This is a genomic window from Aeromonas sp. 604176, assembly GCF_049170755.1.
Taxonomy (GTDB): domain Bacteria; phylum Pseudomonadota; class Gammaproteobacteria; order Enterobacterales; family Aeromonadaceae; genus Aeromonas; species Aeromonas veronii_A.
This window is the reverse complement of the sequence record NZ_JAAKNE010000006.1, coordinates 26551-47878: the sequence shown is the minus strand read 5'-3', so window position 1 is coordinate 47878 and position 21328 is coordinate 26551. Positions and strand designations below refer to the sequence as shown.

Annotated in this window: 14 protein-coding genes; 2 read left to right on the top strand and 12 right to left on the bottom strand. The window is 61.1% G+C overall.

Annotation, left to right across the window (positions count from 1 at the left end):
* Window positions 1–86: 86 nt before the first annotated feature.
* From G5358_RS02075 to mocA, 8 genes are all read right to left on the bottom strand, one after another.
* The gene (locus G5358_RS02075; protein ID WP_421231045.1) at window positions 87–1388 is read right to left on the bottom strand and encodes an NCS2 family permease; all 1302 of its coding nucleotides are present in this window, start codon (window positions 1386–1388) and stop codon (window positions 87–89) included.
* 397 nt (window positions 1389–1785) lie between these two features.
* Window positions 1786–3102, bottom strand: a complete 1317-nt coding sequence (guaD, locus tag G5358_RS02070) for a guanine deaminase (protein WP_100653697.1) — start codon at window positions 3100–3102, stop codon at window positions 1786–1788.
* A gap of 52 nt (window positions 3103–3154) precedes the next feature.
* The gene (locus tag G5358_RS02065) at window positions 3155–4678 is read right to left on the bottom strand and encodes a nucleobase:cation symporter-2 family protein (RefSeq protein ID WP_421323497.1); all 1524 of its coding nucleotides are present in this window, start codon (window positions 4676–4678) and stop codon (window positions 3155–3157) included.
* A gap of 95 nt (window positions 4679–4773) precedes the next feature.
* Window positions 4774–7671, bottom strand: a complete 2898-nt coding sequence (locus G5358_RS02060; RefSeq protein ID WP_421323496.1) for a molybdopterin-dependent oxidoreductase Mo/Fe-S-binding subunit — start codon at window positions 7669–7671, stop codon at window positions 4774–4776.
* Entirely contained in the window at window positions 7668–8444 is a 777-nt protein-coding gene (gene ygfM / locus G5358_RS02055; RefSeq protein ID WP_421323495.1) for a molybdopterin-dependent oxidoreductase FAD-binding subunit, read from the bottom strand. Before ygfM ends, G5358_RS02060 begins: the two co-directional genes overlap by 4 nt.
* A gap of 80 nt (window positions 8445–8524) precedes the next feature.
* The gene (gene ssnA, locus G5358_RS02050) at window positions 8525–9853 is read right to left on the bottom strand and encodes a putative aminohydrolase SsnA (RefSeq protein ID WP_421323494.1); all 1329 of its coding nucleotides are present in this window, start codon (window positions 9851–9853) and stop codon (window positions 8525–8527) included.
* 30 nt (window positions 9854–9883) lie between these two features.
* On the bottom strand, window positions 9884–12994 hold the full coding sequence (gene ygfK / locus G5358_RS02045; protein ID WP_421323493.1) for a putative selenate reductase subunit YgfK: 3111 nt from the start codon (window positions 12992–12994) through the stop codon (window positions 9884–9886).
* Window positions 12995–13324: 330 nt separating this feature from the next.
* Window positions 13325–13972: a molybdenum cofactor cytidylyltransferase gene (gene mocA, locus G5358_RS02040; RefSeq protein WP_421323492.1), complete on the bottom strand. Its 648-nt coding sequence runs from the start codon at window positions 13970–13972 to the stop codon at window positions 13325–13327.
* 1 nt (window position 13973) lies between these two features.
* Here mocA and yqeC point away from each other — a divergent pair, with 1 nt between their 5' ends.
* Window positions 13974–14810: a selenium cofactor biosynthesis protein YqeC gene (yqeC, locus tag G5358_RS02035; RefSeq protein WP_421323491.1), complete on the top strand. Its 837-nt coding sequence runs from the start codon at window positions 13974–13976 to the stop codon at window positions 14808–14810.
* A gap of 39 nt (window positions 14811–14849) precedes the next feature.
* Window positions 14850–16442 (top strand): selenium-dependent molybdenum cofactor biosynthesis protein YqeB, encoded by a 1593-nt coding sequence (gene yqeB / locus G5358_RS02030; protein ID WP_421323490.1) that lies wholly within the window; start codon window positions 14850–14852, stop codon window positions 16440–16442.
* Window positions 16443–16561: 119 nt separating this feature from the next.
* On the opposite strand, the gene G5358_RS02025 is transcribed toward yqeB, so the two are convergent.
* The 4 genes from G5358_RS02025 to hydA all read right to left on the bottom strand — a co-directional run bounded on the left by G5358_RS02025 (window position 16562) and on the right by hydA (window position 21313).
* Window positions 16562–17647 (bottom strand): calcium/sodium antiporter, encoded by a 1086-nt coding sequence (locus G5358_RS02025; protein WP_151285962.1) that lies wholly within the window; start codon window positions 17645–17647, stop codon window positions 16562–16564.
* Between the two features lie 160 nt (window positions 17648–17807).
* Window positions 17808–18731 (bottom strand): DMT family transporter, encoded by a 924-nt coding sequence (locus G5358_RS02020; protein WP_421323489.1) that lies wholly within the window; start codon window positions 18729–18731, stop codon window positions 17808–17810.
* A gap of 171 nt (window positions 18732–18902) precedes the next feature.
* Window positions 18903–19835: a carbamate kinase gene (gene arcC / locus G5358_RS02015; protein WP_043850867.1), complete on the bottom strand. Its 933-nt coding sequence runs from the start codon at window positions 19833–19835 to the stop codon at window positions 18903–18905.
* 56 nt (window positions 19836–19891) lie between these two features.
* On the bottom strand, window positions 19892–21313 hold the full coding sequence (gene hydA / locus G5358_RS02010) for a dihydropyrimidinase (protein WP_421323510.1): 1422 nt from the start codon (window positions 21311–21313) through the stop codon (window positions 19892–19894).
* Window positions 21314–21328 lie beyond the last annotated feature (15 nt).

Below are 21328 nucleotides of genomic sequence, written 5' to 3'. Positions count from 1 at the left end.
GAGGCATGGTAACCAGCGTTGACGGTCAGAGCGCCGCAGATATAAAAATGGGGCCGCCAGTGCGACCCCAAACGGGCGGGTTATCCCTAAATAGCCCACCCCCCAGCATAAAAGAGCACCAGCGCTAGGGCGATGACCACGGTGCCGACGTTGAGCTGGTGCCACTCCTTCGAGCAGATGCGGCCGATCACCAGCGCACTGAAGCCGAGCATGATGCCGGTGACGATGTTGCAGGTGAGCACGATAAAGACCGCGCACACCAGCCCGGACATGGCCCCGACAAAGTCATCGAAATCGAGCTTGGTGACGTTGCTCAGCATCAAGAGCCCCACATACATCAGGGCCGGTGCGGTGGCATAGGCGGGCACCAGATAGGAGAGCGGCGAGAGGAACAGCATCAGCAGGAAGAGGCCGCCGACCACGGTCGCGGTGAGGCCGGTTTTGCCCCCCGCCGCCGTGCCCGCGGCCGATTCGATATAGACGGCAGCCGGGGCCGCCCCCACCAGACTGGAGAAGATGCTGCTGACCGAGTCGGCACTGAGCGCCTTGCCGCTGTTGATGATATGACCATCCTTATCGAGCAGGTTGGCCTGCCCCGCCACGGCGCGGATGGTGCCGGTGGCATCGAATACCGCTGTCATCACCAGCGCCAGCACGCTGGGCAGCACCAGCGGCGAGAGGGCCCCCATGATATCCAGACTGAAGATGAGGGACTTGCCCTGATCGTCCGACAGGCTCGGCAGGGCGAACAGCCCCTGATATTTCACCGCCGGATCGAAAATCAGGCCGAAGATGGAGATGGCGATAATCACCAGCAGGATCCCCCCCGGTACTCGCAGCTTCTCCAGCCCGAAGATCACCGCAAGGCCGATCAGGGACATGATGACCGGCATCGAGGTGAAGGCCCCCAGCGCCACCGGCAGCCCCTCAAGCGGGTTCTTGATCACCAGCCCCACCCCGTTGGCGGCGATAAGCAGCAGGAAGAGACCGATCCCGATGCCGGTGCCGTGGGCAATTCCCATCGGCAGGTTGTCGAGGATCCAGCTACGCACTCCGGTCACCGAGATGGCGGTAAAGAGTACCCCCATCAGGAAGACGGCGCCCAGCGCCACCGGAATGGGGATCTGCTGCCCCAGCACCAGACTGAATGCAGTAAACGCCGTGAGGGAAATAGCGCAACCGATGGCCATCGGCAGCTTGGCCCAGAGCCCCATCAAGAGCGAACCGAACCCCGCCACCAGACAGGTGGCGACAAACACGGCGCCGGGAGGAAAGCCCGCCTTGCCGAGCATGCTCGGCACCACGATCACCGAGTAGACCATGGCAAGGAAGGTGGTGAGGCCCGCCAGCACCTCCTGTCTGACGTTGCTGCCCCGCTCGCTGATCATAAAGTAGCGATCAAGAGCCGTGAGCGGCTGTTGCTTTGGTGCGCTCTGGCTGGCGTCATCATTGGCCAGCTGTTCCACGCTGTTTGTCCTGCTGTTTGCTTGGGTCATACCCAACTCCTTCACACGCGCCTGAATGTTCCATGACGAAATGGCGACAGGATCTGCGGGTCTGCCGAGCGCCAGTCTGATGAGAAACAGGCGATGGTGGCAGAGGATGCGACAGACAGACCAGGGCAGGCAGCCTTGACTCAAACGTTTGCCTTGCTGGTCAAAAAAACCGGGCCATTTCACGTTCTATGCGGGGAGATCCCCTGTGGTGCGGCAAGACTGGCGCCCCTGTGGAGCACGCCAGCCGCCGTATTCGTTGGGGCTGCGCCGCGGCAGCCCACTCCAGCCCCTACCCCCGTTCATGCACCAGTTGGCCATCCACATAGGTGCGGTAGATGGATCTGTCATCCCCCAGGGTCAACAGCACAAAGAGCTTGTCCCGCAGGGTGGTGGAGTTGTCATAACGCAGCTGCTGCAGCGGGGTGGCGACCGGGTCGAGCACCACGAAGTCCGCCTCCTTGCCCACCGCAAAGCTGCCGATCTTCTCGTCAAGCCCCAGCGAATGGGCGCCGCCCAGGGTCGCCAGATAGAAGGCCTGATAGGCCGAGAGCCGCTCGCCCTGCAACTGCATCACCTTGTAGGCCTCGTTGAGGGTCTGCAGCATGTTGAAGGTGGTGCCGGCGCCTATGTCGGTGCCCATCCCCACCTTCACCTGCTTGCGCCACGCCTTGTGCAGCTTGAAGAGGCCACTGCCGAGATAAAGATTCGAGGTGGGACAAAACGCGATGGTGGATCCGGTCTCCTTCAGGCAATCCCACTCCTGTTCTTCCAGATGGACGCAGTGGGCAAACACGCAGTTGTGGCCGGTGAGCCCATGCTGGTGATAGACATCGAGATAACCCTTGTGCGCCGGGAAAAGGGATTTGACCCAGGCGATCTCATCCTTGTTCTCGCACAGATGGGTGTGCAGATAGGTGGTGGGAAACTCTTCGCGCAGTCGCCGCGCCATCGTCAGCTGCTCGGGTGTCGAGGTGGGTGCAAATCGTGGTGTGATGGCATAGAGCAGGCGACCATTGCCGTGCCAGCGCTCAATAAGCTGCTTACTCTGCACATAGCTGCTCTCGGCGGTATCGAGCAGATAATCGGGGGCATTGCGATCCATCATCACCTTGCCGGCGATCATCCGCATATTAATTCGACTGGCCGCCTCGAACAGGGCATCCACCGACTCGGGGTGCACTGTGCCGAACACCAGCGCCGTGGTGGTGCCGTTTCGCAGCAACTGCTTGATAAAGAAGGTGGACATCTCGCGGGCATATTCGAGATCGTTGTAGCGCCTCTCGGCCGGGAAGGTGTGGCGGTTGAGCCACTCCAGCAGTTGCTCGCCATAGGCCCCTACCATCTCGCTCTGGGGATAGTGAATGTGGGTATCGACAAAGCCGGGCACTATCATCTTGCCGCGGTAATCCCGCACCCGCACTTCTGTCGGAATGCGATCCTTGCCCTCCTCCCACTCACCAAACCAGTCGATGCAGCCGTTGCGAATGATCAGCAGGCCATCCTCGATAAGGCGCGCGTTGGACTCAATCTCCTCGGGCTGATCCACCACCCGGGTGATATCGAAGAAGCTGCCGCGTACCGCTTTGACAGAGTTGTCATTTTTCATAACCGTTTCCCTGTTTTTCTTGTTCTGTTGACGTTTTTTGCCGGTTTAACCGTCAGATCCGTTCCACTTGTGGCGCCACCGCCTGCCCGGGCACTGGCTCTGGTGACCCCTCACCCTTGCTGGCCGATGGCTGGCCCGCACTGCGGGCGGTAAAGATCACATCCGGCTTGTCGCTCAGCTGGATCACCTCCACCGCTTCGGCATCCCTGACGGCTGCCTTGCGCTTGCGGCTTTGCGGCAGCACCAGATTCATGATGATGGCGGTGATACCACCGGCACAGATGGGGTTCTCCACCAGCATGTAGATACCCGTCGGCAGCACCTTGAAGACGTTCGGGTCATAGGAGACCCCGAGCCCAAGACCCAGCGAGGTGGCGACAATCAGGGTCTCCCGCCGATCGAAGCCGTGGCTGATGATGATGCGACCACCGGCGATGGCGATCATGGAGAACATGATGACCATGGCGCCCCCCATCACAGGTGACGGTATGGTGGTAAAAAAGCGCCCTACTACGGGAAAAAGCCCCAGCAGCACCAGAATGACGGCAATGAACTTGCCCACATGGCGTGACGCCACTCCGGTCATCTGGATGACGCCGTTGTTCTGGGCAAAGGTGGTGAGTGGCAAAGAGCCGAGTGCCGAGGCGATCACCGAGACCAACCCGTCCGCCAGCACGCCGCCGGAGAGCCGTTTTTGAAATTCAGGCCCCTGAATATCCCGGTGGGAGACCATGGCGGTGGCGGTGATGTCCCCCACCGCCTCCAGCACGCTCAACAGATAGATGGTGCCCGCCAACATAAAGGCGTGAAAATCGAAGGAGAAACCGTACTTGAACGGGATCGGCACCGTAATAAGCGGCAGGTTATCAAGGGCGGAGAAATCCACCATACCGAGCATCAGGGCCACCGCATAACCCACCAGCAGGCCGATGGCAATGCCGCTCATCCGCAGCAGCGGGCTTCGGCTGCAGTTGAAGGCGACGATGACACAGAGCACCAAGAGCCCCAGCCCGATGTACTCGTATTTGCCGAAGGTGCCGCTGCTCATGGCGGAGAAGCCGCCGCCAAAGTCGATGATCCCCACCTTGATAAGACTCAGACCAATCATCAGCACCACTACCCCGCTCACGGTCGGGGTGATCACCCGCTTGAGGTAGGGCAGCACAAAGGAGGAGCCCATCACCAGAAAAGCACCGACAAAGGAGACCCCAAGCAGAGTCGAGACGATCAGCTCCTCGTGGATGCCATCTTTTTTCATGGCGCCGCCGAGGGCGATCATCACGGTCACGAAGGAGAAGTTGACCGACTGGATGGAGAGCAGCCCCGAACCGATGGGGCCATAACGGTTCACCTGCAGCCAGGTGCCGATACCGGAGGCGATCATCGCCATGGAGACCAGATAGGCGGTGATCTCGGTGGAGAGACCCAGGGCGCCACCGACGATCAGCGCCGGGGTCACCATGGGGACAAAAATGGCCAGCAGATGGGTCACTGCACCCATCAGGGTTTGATAAAACGGGGGTTTGTCTTCCAGCTCGTAAATGAGATCCGAGTGCTTGCGTGTTGTTTTAGACATCGTGTTTGTCCCATCACACAGAATGTAGGCGGAGTACTCATTCCGCCGTCAGGCGCTGGGGGCGAGCTGGCGCCCGCCCCTCACCTTTTCTTTTGTTATGCCGACACTTTTTGCTCCAGCTTGCCCAGTTCGCGCAGGATCTGCTCCGGCGTGAAGTGCCACTTGCGCAACCAGACACCACAGGCGTCGTGGATGGCGGTGGCGATGGCAGGCGCCGCGCCGTTGACCCCGATCTCCGAGATGGACTTGGCGCCGTAGGGGCCAACCTTGTCGTCACTCGGCACCAGGAAGGCCCGGAAGTCGCGCGGAATGTCGCCAATCTTGGGCGCGCCATAGCTCTTCAGATCCCGGGTCAGCGGGATGCCCTTGCTGTCGTAGCAGATCTCCTCGGTCATGGTGTGGCCGATGGCCCGCATGGTCGCCCCGTAGATCTGGCCAAGCGCAAGTTCCGGGTTGATGGGGGTACCGCAGTCGAGCAGGGCGTAGAACTTGTCGAGCCGGATCTCGCCGGTTCTGACGTTGACCGCCACCTCGGCGAAGTTGGCACCATACGGGAAGGCAAGCTCCGAGGTGATGTAGCTGGCAGTGCCCACCAGAATACCGAAGCCGGTACCTGTCTCCGCCTTGTGGGCCAGCTTGGCGAGGCTCACCTCCCCCTGCTTGCCGCGCACCACACCCGGGAACGCCAGTTCAACATCTGCTACCGGCTCGCCCAGCATGGCGGCGCCGTGGAACAGGATCTTCTCCTTGAGGTTCTCGGCCGCCTTTTTGGCCGCATTGCCGGAGAAGCAGGTACCGGACGAGGCGTAGGCCCCCTTGTCGAACAGGGCGTGGTCGGTGTCGCCGGAGATGACATGCACATCGCTGAGCGGGCAACCGAGCACCTCGGCGGTCAGCTTGGCCACCACGGTATCGAGGCCGGTGCCGATATCGGCGCCACCGGAGTGAACGATAAAGGTGCCGTCCGATTCCAGCTTGACCATGCAGTTGGCCTGATCGATATCCGGGATCCCCGATTTTTGCATGATGATGGCGACACCACGACCGATGCGCCAATCCCCGTCAGCGGGTTTGGGACTATCCCAGGCAATCAACTCGCGGCCCTGTTTGAGGATGGGTTCGAGGGCGCAGCTGGCCGCATGGGGCACCGAGGTAGGCATCTTGCCCTCGCCGATGGCACCCAGCACCTTGAGGATGTCCCCCTCGTGCACCCGGTTGTGCTCCACCATGTCGAGCTGATCGATGCCCAGTTTCTCGGCAAGTTCGGCAATGGCCATGGTCAGCGCGAAGTTGCCCTTGGGCGCGCCATAACCCTGATACGCGCCGGTCGGGCAGATGTTGCTGTAGTAGGTGTTGACGGTAAAGCGCACGTTGTCGCACGGATAGAGCGGCAGGGAGAGCGCCGGGCCGTTGCTTGGCACCGTCAGGGAGTGGTTGCCGTAAGGACCGGTGTTGGCACGAAAATCCATCTCGATGGCGGTGATGGTGCCATCTTTCTTGGCCCCCACTTTCACCTTCACCTTGGCCACATGGCGGGAGGTGTTGCTGATGAACTCCTCTTCACGGGTGTAGCGGAAGGTAACGGGACGGCCGGTGACCTTGGTCGCCCAGGCGCACACCTCTTCCAGCAGGATATCCTGCTTGGAACCAAAGCCGCCCCCTACCCGCTCCTTGATCACATGCACCTGATGCTGCTTCATGCCGACGATCCGCGCCACCTGGCGGCGCACGTGCCAGGGCACCTGGGTAGAGGCGTGAATAACCAGACGATCCCCATCCATGTAGGTGAAGCAGATGTGTGGCTCGGTCGGGCACTGCTGGGCCTGGGTCGATTCGTAGGTGCGCTCGACAATCTCGTCCGCCTCGGCAAAGCCTTTGGCCACGTCACCGATCTGGCCATGGACGCTGGCGGCCAGGTTCTCGTGGGGACGGGAACCGATGGGGAAGTTGATGATCATGTGCTCGTCGCCGCGGCGCACCGAGCAGGCGTTCTGCTGCTCCAGATCCGCCGGCGCACCGGCCATGTAGACGATAGGTTCGTCGTGGACCAGGGGGGCGTTGGGGGCCATCGCCTCATCGATATTCATGACCGCTGGCAGCACCTGATACTCGACCTCGATGAGTTTGAGGGCCGCCAATCCGATGGCTTCGCTCTCGGCCACCACGGCGGCGACCCTGTCACCTACGTGGCGCAGCTTGCGGCCAAACATGCGGCGATCGAGCGGTGACGGCTCGGGGGCGCTCTGACCACCCGGGGTGTAGTAGACATCCGGGCAGTTGAGGTGGGTGATGACGTGCACGACGCCCGGCAGCGCCTCGGCGCGGCTCACATCGAGTTTGGTGATCACCGCATGAGGATGGGGACTGCGCAGCATCTTGATGATCAGCGCATCTTCAGTAACCCGATCCTCCACGTAGCAGGGCTTGGCCTGCACCATCTTGGCGGCGTCCACTTTCGGACAGCTCTTGCCGATATGGCGCAGATCGTCGCGAAATTCCGGGGCGATCTGGCACAGATAATCCGGGTCCTTCATCCGTGAGCAGGCGAGCTCGATGGCCTGATAGAACTGCTGATAACCGCCATCGCGGTGAAACAGGCCCGAGAGGGCATCGTCGATTTGATCACGGGTGGGCTCGGGGTGGCGATCAAGCAGGTCGGTGACAATCAGCGCGGCGGCCGGATCGTTGTAGCCGGACTGCACCACACCCACATCCACCATTGCCTGCTGCACCAGACTGAGCTGGTTCCAGCTGCCCAGCGACTCGGCGGTGCGCACGTCGGCTCCATCCAGCTGGGCGGCGATCAGCAGGGAGGCGTTGATCACCTTGCCGTTGAAGAGAATGGCGTCGGAGCCGGCAAAGCCAAAACCGTCGTCGCTGTTGCGCACCGAGTGCATCCGGCACTGGTTGAACAGCACCCGCTGGGCATTCTCGCCAGCCGGGGTGATGACGGTGCGCAGGGCACCGTTCAGTGTGAAGTTGAGTTCCATCATGCCTGTACCTCCTGCTGCTGGCACTCGACCAGCAGATCCGCCACCACTACCCCGCTGATATAGCGCTTGTAGGTCACGCTGCCGCCGAGATCCTCGCGCGGTGCAACCAGCTCGCTCACGGCCGCCTCCAGCGCGGCATCGTGCAGATCGCGGCGCTCCACATCACGCAGGCGCATCGGCTGCGGCGTAACGCCAGCAACGGCGACCCGCATCTCGCCAAGGGCATCGAGGGCCACGGCGGCGGTCATCACCGCCAAGCCATCGGCGTTGCGGCTGATGCGGCGAGTGGCGCAGCGCAGTTCAGGCTCCGGCAGCACAACCCCCAGCACCAGGGCATTGCGCTGACCCGCCAGATAGGCGTCGATGGGTTGCAGCAGGTTGTTCTCCAGCACCACCACCGCTTCGAGCACCAGCAGCACCGGCAGCAAGGGGGAGTCCTGCTGTTGGCAGGCAAGTTCGCCGCCGATGGTGGCCTGATTGCGCAGATGGCGGGAGTAGACAAACCCCAGCGCATCGCACAGGGCGGCCGGGGTACGGGGATCCTCTTTCAGGGTCTGCAGGGTGACGGTGGCGCCGATATGGAGCTGGCCGTGCTGCTGCTCAATCTGGTTCAGTCCCAGCTTGTCCAGCGAGATAGCGACCTTCTTGTCGGTGCGGGTCGGAGCGGCGTTAAGCTTGCTGCCGCCTCCCATGTAGACGGCGTCGTTGCCGAAGCTGGCCTTGAGTTCCAAAGCCTGACCCAGTTGCTCGGGTCGGAAGAATTGCTCAATCATGTGTCGTCCTTACTCTTGCTGCCCGCCGCCGGGAAAATCCACAGGGCGGGCAATCCGGTCCAAAACTGTGGAAGGTGGCCTTAGGCCAGCTGATCCATCCGTTGCCACAGGCGGCTCGCCACCTTGCTGGCCTGCTCGTAAATGGGCGCGACATCGAACGGGAACTCGCGATCCTGATAGACCATGCGCCCCTCCACCATCACGCTGTTGACGCTGTTCGATCCCATGCCGAAGGCGAGATGGCCACCGAGGTTACGCGGCGCCAGCGGGGTCGGTGCGTCGTAGTCGCAAATGGTGAGGTCGGCCTTGTATCCCGGCTCCAGGCGGCCAAATTTGGCGCCGAAGTTGCGCTCCAGCAGGGTGTTGCCGTTCCACAGGAAGCGGGCAAAGCTGTCAGGCCACAGGGCGCCACCGGCATCCTTGTGCTTGAAGTAGGCGAACTTGAGCTCTTCGAGCATGTCGGAGCCGATACCATCGGTGCCAAGCGCCAGATTGCGATACTCCGGCAGGTGCATGTTGTAGCCCACGTGGTTGTTCATGTTGGAGCGGGCGTTGTGCACCAGGAAGGCATCGCGGCTGTTGAGCAGTTCGATGTCAGCCGGGCTCAGGTAGATGCCGTGGGCAATCAGGGTCTTGCTGTCGACAATGCCAAACTCGTCCAGCCGGGCGATGGGCTCCTTGCCATAGTGGTGGTGACCGTGGGCCATGTCGTAGCGGTCTTCCGCCACATGGATATGCAGCCCGCGACCGGTAACCTGCACCGCTTCGCGCAACATGGCTAGCCCTTCGTCTGGTACGGTGAAGGGGGCGTGTGCGCCGATATGGGCCTCCACCAGATAGGGTTCGCTCCCCTTGGCCTTGGCGGCATCAATGGCCTGCGCGAACAGGATGTTCTCCTCCACCCCGGCCTGCAGTTCGGCGAGGCCGCCGTTGCGATCCGTAGTCTCGAAGCATGTCATGCCACGCAGACCCGCCTCCATAAACCCTTTGCGCAGCACATTCAGGGAGCCCTTGATGAAGTTGGGCGAAGCGTGGTGGTCGATCACCGCACTGCAGCCGCTCTTGATCGCTTCCAGCGAGCAGATAAGGCCGCTGTAGTAGAGGGACTCTTCATCGAGCGCCCGATCGAGCCGCCACCAGAGGTTTTTCAGGGTGGAGATAAAATCCGGGCAGGGGGCGATGTTGGCCATGATCCCCCGCGACAGGCCTGAGTAGAAGTGGTTGTGGGCACAGACGATGCCCGGCATCACCAGCTTGCCCCCCATCTCCCGATAGTTGGCCTCCGGGTAGAGGGCCCGCAGATTGGGCCCCACCGCTTTGATAAGGGTGCCTTCGATGGCGATATCCACCCCTTCCAGCACCCGAGTCGGCTCCAGCTGGACGGCGGTGACGTTCTTCAGAATAAACATGGTTTGCTCCTTCGCTTATTCGTTATTCGCTCAGGCCTCGACGGCCCCCAGCAGGTAGTGGTGATGAGCATGGACATGGCTGATGATCCGGCACATGTCGCCAAGGGCCGCTGGCGCATCCTTGATCTGGCTCTGGGCGTCTATGGTCAGGCGATAGGTCTCGCCATCCTGACGCACCCGCAGTTCACCACCGTCAGCCAGATAGAAACCGGGGTTGCGGCTGTTGTCGAAGTCCTCGGGCAGGCTGAAGATGGTGACCTTGTCCTGATAGGGCTTGCCCTGCCACGGGCAGAACTGGGCGCAATTGCCACATTCGTTGCAGTAGGCATCCAGGTGCAGGGTCTGGAACTGGTCTTTGAAGCCCGGCACCGCAATGGCGACGTTGGCCCGGTTGGGGCAGACATCCACGCACTTGCTGCAGAGGTAGTTGCACTCGAGGCAACGGTGCGCCTCTTGCGCCACGAAGGCATCGCGCTCGCTCTTGTCAACCAGGGTGACGGCGATGCTCCCCTTGCGGCGATAGATCTCGTCCTTGCCCGACGGCTGGATTGAGACCTCGGCCTGACTGCCAGCGATATGCTCGCGAGAGAGCACCAGATCCGCGGCGCGGCGGGCACCACCGATGGCACCGACGATGGAGGATGGGCCGCTCTGCACGTCACCGATGAGGAAGACGTTGCGACGGCTGGTTTCGCCAGTCTGGCTATCCACCTCGGGCCAGCCATCGCTGCCAAGAGGAATGCCCATGGCTTTGAGCACCTCGCAGTCAGGCTGCTCGCCGATGGCGGTGATCAGCGCATCCATCTGCATCACTTCGGTCTGCTCGGTGGGCACCGGACGGCGGCGGCCCTGCTCGTCAGGATCCCCCAGCGCCATCATCCGCACGGTGAGCTTGCCATCTTTGTCAAAGCGCTCCGGATTGGTGAGGAAGCAGAAACGCACCCCATCCTCCACCGCTTCCAGATACTCCTCGCGATAGGCGGGCATCTCTTTCTCGCTGCGGCGGTAGATCACGGTCACATCGCTCACTCCCGGCACCTTGAGGGCGGCGCGGGCACAGTCCATGGCGGTGTTACCGGCACCAACCACAGCCACATGGCGGCCGAGTGGCAGCGGTTTGCCCTGATTAAAGCTGCGCAGGAAGTTGAAGGACTTGTAGACCCGATCATGACCCCCTTCGAGACGCATGCCTCCATTCTTGTCGGCGCCGATGCCGACGAAGACATAGGTAAAGCCCTGGGCGTGCAGCTTGTCGACGGTAAGCGCCGGATCGCAGCCAAACTCGAACTTGACCCCGTGAGCGGCGACAAAGTCGATGTCGTGCTGGATAAGTTCGGCCGGAATGCGGAACTCGGGGATGATGTGTTTGACCACGCCACCGGCATCCGCTTCACGCTCGAACACGGTGACCGGATGACCGGCACGGGCCAGGAAGTAACCGGCGGAGAGACCGGCCGGGCCTGCGCCAATCACCGCCACTGGATGCTTGTCACCGCTGCCTGCCGGTTTGTGCCAGCGGGCCTTGTACCCTTCCCAGCCGCGCTCCAGCGCCACTTTTTTCAGCTCGCGGATATTGAGCGCGCTGTCGTAGTCGAGACGGGTGCAGTTGTACTGGCACTGGTGATCGCAGATGTGGCTGGTGATGGCAGGCAAGGCGTTGCGCTGATAAATCAGCTCAAGGGCTGCCACATACTCCCCCTCGCCCATCAGGCGAATGTACTCGGGGATATCCTGATGCACGGCGCAGGCAGTGACGCAGGGCGCCACGTAGCAATCGGTCAGCGGCAGGCCGCCACCCACTTCGATGCGATCGTCGGACTTCCACTCCTTCTGGGTGTAATCCATGGTGAGCGCCTTGGCGGCAAGCGCCTCCAGCTTGGCCACATCCACCTGACTCATGCCCCAGCTGCCCGACGCCTCGATCTCTTTGAGACACTCGATCTGGCGCAGGTAGCCACCCGGTTTGAGCAGGTCGGTGGCCATGGTGATGGGGCGGATACCGGTCTCGAAGATCTCGGCGATGTTGAACTTGCTGGCACCGCCCGAGTAGGAGATGGGCAGCTTGCCATCGAAGGCGCGGGACAGCACAGCGGCCACGTTGATGGAGAGGGGGAACAACGCACGGCCGGACATGTACATCTCATCCCCCGGCAGCGCCCCCTTGCGGTTGATGGTGCCAAGGGTATTGGTGAGCTTGACCCCGAAGGTGAGCCCCTTCTCGGCGCCCAGTGCCATCAAGCGAGTCAGCATGGCTTTGGCCTGATCCAGCTTGAGGTCGTGATCGAACGACTCTTCGCTCAGACCAATGTAATCAAAGCCGCAGGTATCGAGGATCTCGCGCACCCGCGGGTAACCCAGCAGGGTCGGGTTCAGTTTGACGAAGGTGTTGAGCCCCTTCTCTTCCAGCATGTAGCGGCAAATGGCCTCGATCTCGTTGGGCGGGCAACCATGCATGGTGGAGAGGGTAACGCCGTGCACCAGATTGGCCGGGATACGATCCACCAGCTGTTGCAGGCGAGCGCGGCGCGCCCCCAGTCCCAGCTCAGCGATAAACTGCTCGTCGGCAACCAGCTCGCGCAGCACCTGCTGGTACTCGGCAAATTTCGGACTGCTACTGGCATCCATCAGGCTGTGGATGAACTGCTGCATCGGTGGCTGTTTGATGCCATCGAGGTTGTACCCCACGCTCATGTTGAAGATGAAGGACTTGGCCTCTCCGTCGAGACGGGGGTCGAACACCTCTTCCAGCAGGTAGAGGGCAAACCAGGCTTTCAGATACTCGTCAAACGCCTTGGGCAGGGTGAACTCGGTAGACCACTCGGTGTTGAAGCACTCGTCTTCGGCGTCGATGCAGGGCTTTTCCAGTTCGAGACGGTCCAGGATCTGCACCGTCTTGAGCTCGATAAAGCGCCCGCCAGTCAGCCAGGAGGTGACGATGTTCTGGGCCAACTGGGTATGGGGGCCGGCTGCCGGGCCGATGGGAGTCTCGCAGGTTTCACCGAACACCTTGATCTTGCGCTCGTCCTGCTTGCGATAAAATTGTGCGGCGGGAATACCGAAAATGCTCTGACTCTCTTTATATTCCGCAAAAATACGGGTCAGAAGGTTCTTGAAGGGAACGGGTCGCATAATATCGCCCATGGCTATCTCCTTGCAGCTGTTCTGCCCATTGGCAGCATGAATAAATGGGGTATCCCGCACGGGCATTACCCCTTGGCAAGGAGAGGAGCAACTATCAGGCCACTACAGTTACAAAACGAGCTACAAAACTATTTTTAGGGTGAAAGCGTGAGACAGCTCCAATTAATGGAGAGAATTTACGATGCCACCATTATGGGTATTGCGAGTAGTTATCAATCACTCTGGAATTTACTTAATGAGCAGTTCAAAAAGAACTCGCCCTATCAGATCAAGTGCGAGAAATATCACTTTGATACGCCATTTATCTCCCCGTTATCTTTTTAAACTGGGTTATTTCGTGGGCTCGCTCTCATTTTCAAGAATGCCACCCAGCAGCGCCTGATAGCGCTCCGGGGTATCCACATCAAACAGGATAGCGGGGCTGTCAACTGGCACCATACGGTGTGGATGCCCTTGCAACCAGCGCCGTATCGACGACTGCACCGGGGCCGCAGCCAACTCGCGGGCAAGGGATTTTGGCAGCAACACCGGATGGCCAGCCTCCCCCTGCCAGGTGGGAAAGAGTGTCTCACAGCCCTGTGCCTGCCAGAGCTGTTGATAGACCTCGCGCGGGATACAGGGGAGATCCCCGTGGCTGATAAAGAGGTAGTCAGCGTCACTGGCCGCCAGGGCGCAGCGGATGGAGCTGCCCAGCCCCTGCCGATAGTCGGGATTGTGGACGACAACAATATCCGGCCGTGATCCGTAGCGCGCTTGAAGCTCCTCGCCACGATGGCCCACCACCAGAATAACCCGCTGACTAAAAGCCAGGGCATTTTTGAGACTTGCATCAAGCATTGTCCCCTGGCAATAAGGTAGCATCATTTTCCAGGTCCCCATTCGGGAAGATAAACCCGCCGCCGTTATTATACAGTCACACTGCACTTGTTCCTGGCAACGTTGTTTCCCACTCCCTTCGTTATTTATTTTGGTCGTCATTATGTCGCACCCACACGCTGTTGCTGTCGCATTTCCAGATATAGATCCGCTATTAAACTCGCTCACCAAAAATATTGATGGCCATACCACCTTAATTAGCCTCTGCGGGGCCGGTGGAAAAACCAGCACCCTGTTCTGGCTGGCGGAATATTTTTATAAGCAGGGTAAAAGGGTGCTAATTACCACCACCACCAGGATGTTTCTGCCTGCCCCGTCACACTATCGGGAATTGATCCTGGAAGCCGATCCCGTCCGCCAGCTGACCCGCTGTCAGCAACTGCCCGATGAGCCGACTCTGGTCGCCCTGTTCAGCCATATCGATCAGGCCAGCGGCAAGGTGGCGGGCTCCACGCCCCAGCAGATTGATCTCATCAAGGGGCAGCAGCGCTTCGATCTCATCCTGGTCGAAGCGGATGGCGCCCATCACAAGTTATTGAAAGTGCCCGCTTTGCACGAACCTTGCATTCCACACCAGAGTGACTGGGTGATCGCCCTGCTGGGCGGCGCCATGGTGGGAGCCAATGCCGAACCGGCGCAGATCCACCGCTGGGCTGAATTGCAGGCCCTGTGCGGGATTGCGGCGGGTAAGCCACTTGACTGGGCACTGTTTGACAGGCTGCTCTCCCACCCCGAGGGGGTGTTCAAGGGCACCCCGCCCGGGGCGCGCCGGATCTGGTTTATCAATGGCGATTATCAAAATGAGGCGTCGTGGCTGGCGGAATTGATAAAGCTGCAGAGCCGCCACCCCGAGATCCACGCCATCTGGCAGGGGGCCGTGCGCGAATCCCCCCCCATCCGTCACCTGATCTGCACAGCTCCGCACGGGGAGGCGCTTTAGCCTCGCCCCTGACGTTTTAAGGATGAAAAGAGGTACCTTATGAATCTGTTTGCACACGCAGCCCGACTGGAACAGGAGAACACGCCGTTTGCCATGGCCCAGATCATCGAAAGCCGGGGATCCACCCCACGCCATCAGGCCCAGATGCTGGTGATGGCCGATGGCCAGATCCTCGGTACCATAGGCGGCGGCATGATCGAGCGGCTGGTGATCGAGGAAGCGATGGCCGCCATTGCCGAGCGCAAGCCGCGCATCTTCCACGGCCGGATGGCCCGCAACGGCGAACATGCGGTCGGGTCGGACTGTGGTGGCGCCATGTCGGTCTATATCGATGTCTATGGCCTGCGGCCACGGCTGGTGCTCATTGGTGCCGGTCACGTCAACCGGGCGCTGGCCCATGCTGCGGCGCCACTGGGTTTTGATATCCATGTGGGCGACTGTTTTGAAGGAAGCCTCAACCCCGATCACTTCCCCGTCGGCACTCACCTCAAACAGGCTGATACCATCAGCGCGGTGATCGAAGCACTGGCCATCGAGCCCGCCAACTTCGTTATCATCGCCACCAACCATCAGGACAAGGAGGCGCTGGAGCGGCTCATCAATCGCCCCCTCGCCTATCTGGGACTGCTCGCCAGCAAGCGTAAGGTGCAGACCTTCACCCAGGCGCTGCGCCAGCAAGGGATCAACCAGACCCAACTGCAGCAGCTGCACGCCCCCATCGGTTACAACATAGGTGCCGAAACCCCCGAGGAGATCGCCATCAGCATCCTCGCAGAGCTGCTGCAGGTGAAAAACGGCAAAGCGGGTGGGCTAATGCAGGATGATGTGCGGCTCAAGCGGGATAAGCTGGTGGTGATGCGTGGCTCCGGCGATATCGCCACCGGGGTGGCGCTGCGCCTGCACAATGCAGGCTTCAAGGTGGTGATGCTGGATCTCGACAAACCCACGGTGATCCGCCGCACTGTCGCCTTCGCTCAGGGGATGTTCGACGGTGAAACCAGTGTCGAGGGTGTGCGCGCCAAGCGGGTCGAGAGCGTTGATCAGGCGTTCGAGCAGCTGGATCGGGGCGTCATTCCGCTGCTGGTTGACCCCGACTGTGCCACCCTAGCCGAGCTCAAACCCCGCTATCTGGTGGATGCCATCCTCGCCAAGCAGAACCTCGGCACCCACAGGGAGATGGCCCCCATTACGGTGGCCCTTGGCCCAGGCTTTGAGGCGGGACGCGACTGCGATGCGGTGATCGAGACCAACCGCGGTCATCATCTGGGGCGGGTCATCTATCAGGGCCCTGCCCAACCCAATACCGGCATTCCCGGGGTGATCGAGGGGCACTCCGCCCGCCGGGTGGTGCGCGCCCCTGTCGCCGGGGTGATGAAGAGCATTATCAAGCTCGGTGATCTGGTGCAGGAGGGGGATGTGATCGCCCATGTGGGGGACGCCCCCATTATCGCGCCGCTCTCCGGCATGGTGCGGGGGCTGCTCAGCGATGGCATCGAGGTGACCGTCGGCTTCAAGATCGGTGACATCGACCCCAGAGGCGAGCGGGCCGACGCCACTACGGTATCGGACAAGGCTCGCGCCATCGGCGGCGCCGTGCTGGAGGCCATGATGCATCTGGCCCAGCGCCGATAACGGCTCTTCGCGTCCCTCTTCAGCACCAAGTTCAGCACCAAGCAAAAGCCCCACCATGATGGTGGGGCTTTTTTCGGCCTGTCTGTTGATGCAGCTCCTTTACATCAGGAGAACCTGCATCACGACCGGGTTCGTTGCAACCGCCAGGCTCGCACCGCCAGCACAACCAGAGTGATGGCGGTGAGCGGCAACACAAAACCGGTTAGCGCTGCACTGAACTGACCTTGCAGCGGACTGGATGTGGCGTGGAGGATCAGCCAGCAGGTGTAGCCGATGTAGTAGGCCAGAAACAGGGCCCCTTCCCAGCGGGCGATGGTGTAACCGGTAAAGAAGATGGGCAGGCAGGCAAGCGCCACCGCAATCATTACCGGAATATCGAACTGAAGGGCGGTGGCCGACACTTCAAGCCCACCGGGAGTGACAATGGAGGTGAGCCCCAGCACGCAGAGGATATTGAAGATATTGCTGCCCACCACGTTCCCCACAGCGATATCCCGCTCCCCGCGCAGGGCTGCGACGATGGAGGTCACCACTTCGGGCAAGGAGGTACCGGCCGCCACTATGGTCAAGCCGATGATCAGATCGCTCACCCCGAAGTAGTGGGCAATCTCAACCGCACTGCCAACCAGCAGACGGGAGCCGAGGATCAGCAGACCCAGACCTGCGGCAATAAAGAGTAGATTGCGCAACCAGTTGCCCGCCGTACTCGCTTCACGGGTCCCAAACTCCTGCTCGTACTCCGCCTGCACCGCTTTGTTTTCCCGTCGACTCTGGACAAAGAGAAACACGGTGTAGGCGATGATGCCGGCAAACAGCAGCGCCCCTTCCAGTGGCGCAATACGGCCATCGTAGCCCAGCAACAACACCAGAAAAGAGACCACTATCATCAAGGGAACGTCGAGACGTACCAGTTGCTGTGAGACGGTCAACGGTACGATCAGTGCCGAAATACCTAAAATAAACAGCACGTTGAAGATATTGCTGCCGACCACGTTCCCCACCGCTATCCCTGCCTGCCCCTCGAGGCCAGACTGGATGCTCACCGCCAGCTCGGGAGCACTGGTCCCAAAGGCCACTATGGTCAATCCCACCACCAGTGGCGATATCCCCATCATGGTGGCGAGGCGAGATGCGCCCCGCACCAGAGATTCGGCCCCCACCACCAGACACACCAGGCCTACAGCCAACCACACCAGCGTCATCATACGGTCTCATCCTTGCCGTTAGGTTCGTTGAAATAATCACAATAAATCAGATACCTGTGCTCCAGCACAGTCAGACCACGCCATTGTAACGAGGGGCTGGTCCCCTGTCGCGGGCTCTTTTGAGTGCTGTTTATCGTGCCACTGGCAGCCCAGTCACCACTCAACCGTGCTTGATACGGGTTTCCCCCGCCACTGACACCACGGAACGCTTGCCCTTGCGACTGATCACCAACAATGCCAGCACGATAAGGGCGATACCGCTCCCCTCCACCGGCCCCGGGTTTTCCCCGAGCAGCCACCAGGAGAGCAGCACGCCGCTCACCGGCACCGCCAGGGTGCTGAGGCTGGCAATACCCGCCGGCAGCTTTTTCAGCACAAACAGCCAGAGGCTCCAGGCCAGTGCCGTGGCGAAGATGGCGCTGTAGGCGAGCGCGCCAAACACATAGGGCTGCCAGTCGATGGGTCGCTCCGGCACCAGCACCGCCACTACAGCCATCACCATGGTGGCGTAGATCATCTGCCAGGTGGTGAGAGACATCAGATCCACCGCGGGGTGGCGGACATACATCCGCTTGGCGATGATGGCGCTGATCCCCCAGCAGATGCCGGAGGCAATCCCTAGCAGCGCACTCTTCATGGAATCCAGATGCAACTGCCAAGGCTCGATCACCAAGAGCAGCCCGCAAGCAGCCACCCCGACCGCCAGATAGTGGAGCCTGCGCATCCGCTCGCCGAGAAAGAGCGCCGCGAAGATCACCACCCAGAACGGCATGGTGTAGCTCAGAATAGCCACCTTGCCCGCCCCGCCGCTGATCAAAGCCCACTGGGCCAACCCCACCATGCCGCAGGTCTGGAACAGGGCAATGGCGAGGGTATAGCGAAACGGAGTGGGTTCAAGATAACGGCGCCCGCGCAGGGCCAACACCAGCAGCAGAACCAGAGATCCGCACAGGCAGCGCAGGGCGGTGAACTCGAAGGCCCCCGCGTAGAGCATCACCTGCTTCATCACGATCCAGCTGTAACTCCAGATGGCGGTGAGCAGGATCAATCCCACCAGCGCCGCCATATTGATCTTTCCACTCATTTGTTTGTTACTCACCTCTTGTCACTCATTGCGCCGGGTCTGTTCTCGGCGTCTTGCCCGCGCTTGAAGGCGGCCATCTTACGCCGCTCATCCTCCGCTGACCATGACTGCCCCAAAATGAACAAGGGGGCCGTCGGCCCCCGCAATCACACTCAACCCGAGCTGGAACGCCTAGCGGCAGATAAGGGTTCCCGTCTTGCCGGCAATGCCGTCGGCGGCCTTCTCCAGCAAGGTGATCAGGGATTTGCGCCCCGGCATGGAGGTCGCGAACGAGAGCGCTGCCTCCACCTTGGGCAGCATGGAGCCCTTGGCAAACTGCCCCTGAGCAATAAAGCTGTTGGCATCGGCGACGCTCAGCTGATCGAGCCACTGCACATCGGGCTTGCCGAAGTTGATGGCGACCTTCTCTACCGCGGTTAGGATGATCAGCATGTCGGCGTCAATGAGCTCCGCCAGCTTGGCACTGGCCCAATCCTTGTCGATCACAGCACTGGCTCCGCGCAGGTGATTACCCTCGCGCAGCACCGGGATGCCGCCGCCACCGACTGTGATCACCACCTGACCGGCGGCCAGCATGGCAGAGACGGTCTCTTTCTCGATGATATCGACGGGTTTGGGAGATGCGACCACCCGGCGATAGCCACGGCCGGCATCCTCTTTGAGCCGCTCGCCCTTGGCCATCAATGCCTCGGCCTCCTCCTTGCTGAAGAAACCGCCGATGGGTTTGCTCGGGTCAAGGAAGGCGGGATCGTTTTTATCCACCTCAACCTGGGTCACCAAGGTAGCAACCGGCTTGTGAATACCACGCGCCAGCAAGGCCTCGCGCAGGGCGTTTTGCAGGTCATAACCGATATAACCCTGACTCAGGGCCACGCAGACCGACATGGGCAGATGGGGTGCCTTGGGATCGTGGCGAGCCGCCACCTCGAACGCCTGCTGGATCATCCCCACCTGCGGGCCGTTGCCGTGGGTCACCACCACCTCATGCCCCTGAGCGATCAGGTCGGCAATGGTGCCCGCCGTGCTCTGCACCGCCTTCATCTGCTCGGGCAGGTTGTTGCCCAGAGCGTTGCCCCCCAGGGCCAGTACGATACGCTGTTTCATCTTGTGCTCTCCGATGATAAGGGTGGGCCGGTGTCATACCGACTCGGTTGTTCTGTCTATTGCTGTGCTGATTGCTGTTCTCGGGCCGCCGCGCCCAGCAGCGGATCAAAGGGCGCTCTGGCCAAAAAGCTGCCATGCCCCCGTTGCCCGGTAAATTCGCCGTCGCGAGCGACTATCTCGCCACGACTGAGGGTCATCCTGATCCGGCCGGGGCAATGCATCCCCTCGTAGGGGCTGTAGTCACCGTTGTCATGCAGCAGTGGGTGAGAAATCAGGGTGTCACCGCGGGGATCCATGATCACCAGATCGGCATCAGACCCCGCTTGCAGGTTGCCCTTGCGCGGCCAGAGGCCAAACAGGCGCGCCGGGTTGGCGCTGGTGAGTGCCACGAAGCGCGACGGCGAGATGCGCCCGCCTAGTACCCCGTGGGAAAACAGCAGCAGCATCCGGTTTTCGACCCCGGGCAAGCCGTTGGGGCAGCGGCTGAAATCGCCCCCCGAGAGGGTCATGCGCTGGGCGTGAGAGAAGTTGCAGTGATCGGTCGCCACCGTGTCGATGTCACCCGCAGCGATACCGACCCACAGCTTGTCCTGCTCGCGGCGCGAGCGCAGCGGCGGGCTCAGCAGATAGTCGACCCCGTTCTCCTTGTAATAACACTGCTCATCGAGCAGCAGATATTGCGGGCAGGTCTCGACCCAGACCGGTTGCCCCTGACGGCGCGCCAGTTTCAGATACTCCAGCCCCAAGCCATTGGAGAGATGGACGATATAGAGTGGCGCATTGCCCGCGAGCCCCGCCAGATTGATCATCCGGGCGATCGCCTCCGCCTCGCACTCCAGTGGGCGGCTTTGCGGGTGATACCAGGGTTCATGGTGACCGGCGGCGAGCAGGGCCGCACGGCGCGCCGCGATGGCGGCATCGTTCTCGGGATGGACGGTGGCGAGCGCCCCCACCTCCTTGAGGCGGGCCAGCGCGCGCAGCACGTCGTGATCCCCCAACTTGTAGTGGTAGGTGAGATAGAGCTTGAAGCTGCTGATCCCCTCCTCCTGAACCATGGCGGCCATTTCGTGGAGGATAGCGTCATCCACATGCTGGACAACGCCGTGAAAGCTGTAATCGACCACCGCCTGATCGGCGGCATAGTCGTGATAGCGGGCCAACTGGTGATGCAGGTTACACCCCGCCGGGCCAAATCCCATGTGATCGACGATGGTGGTGGTGCCACCACAGGCGGCGGCACGGGTACCGCTGAAAAAGTCATCGCAACTGCGGGCAATGCCCACGTCGATGTTGAAGTGGGTATGGACGTCGATGCCACCCGGCATCACATAACAGCCGCTGGCATCGATCACGTCGGTCTCGCCATCGGGCTGGATAGCGGCGGCGCGCGCGCGGATCACCCCGTTCTCGATCAGCAGATCCTGACGATATTCACCCTGTGCATCGACCAACACACCGTTTTTGATCAGCCGTTTCATCCCCACCACCTCGAA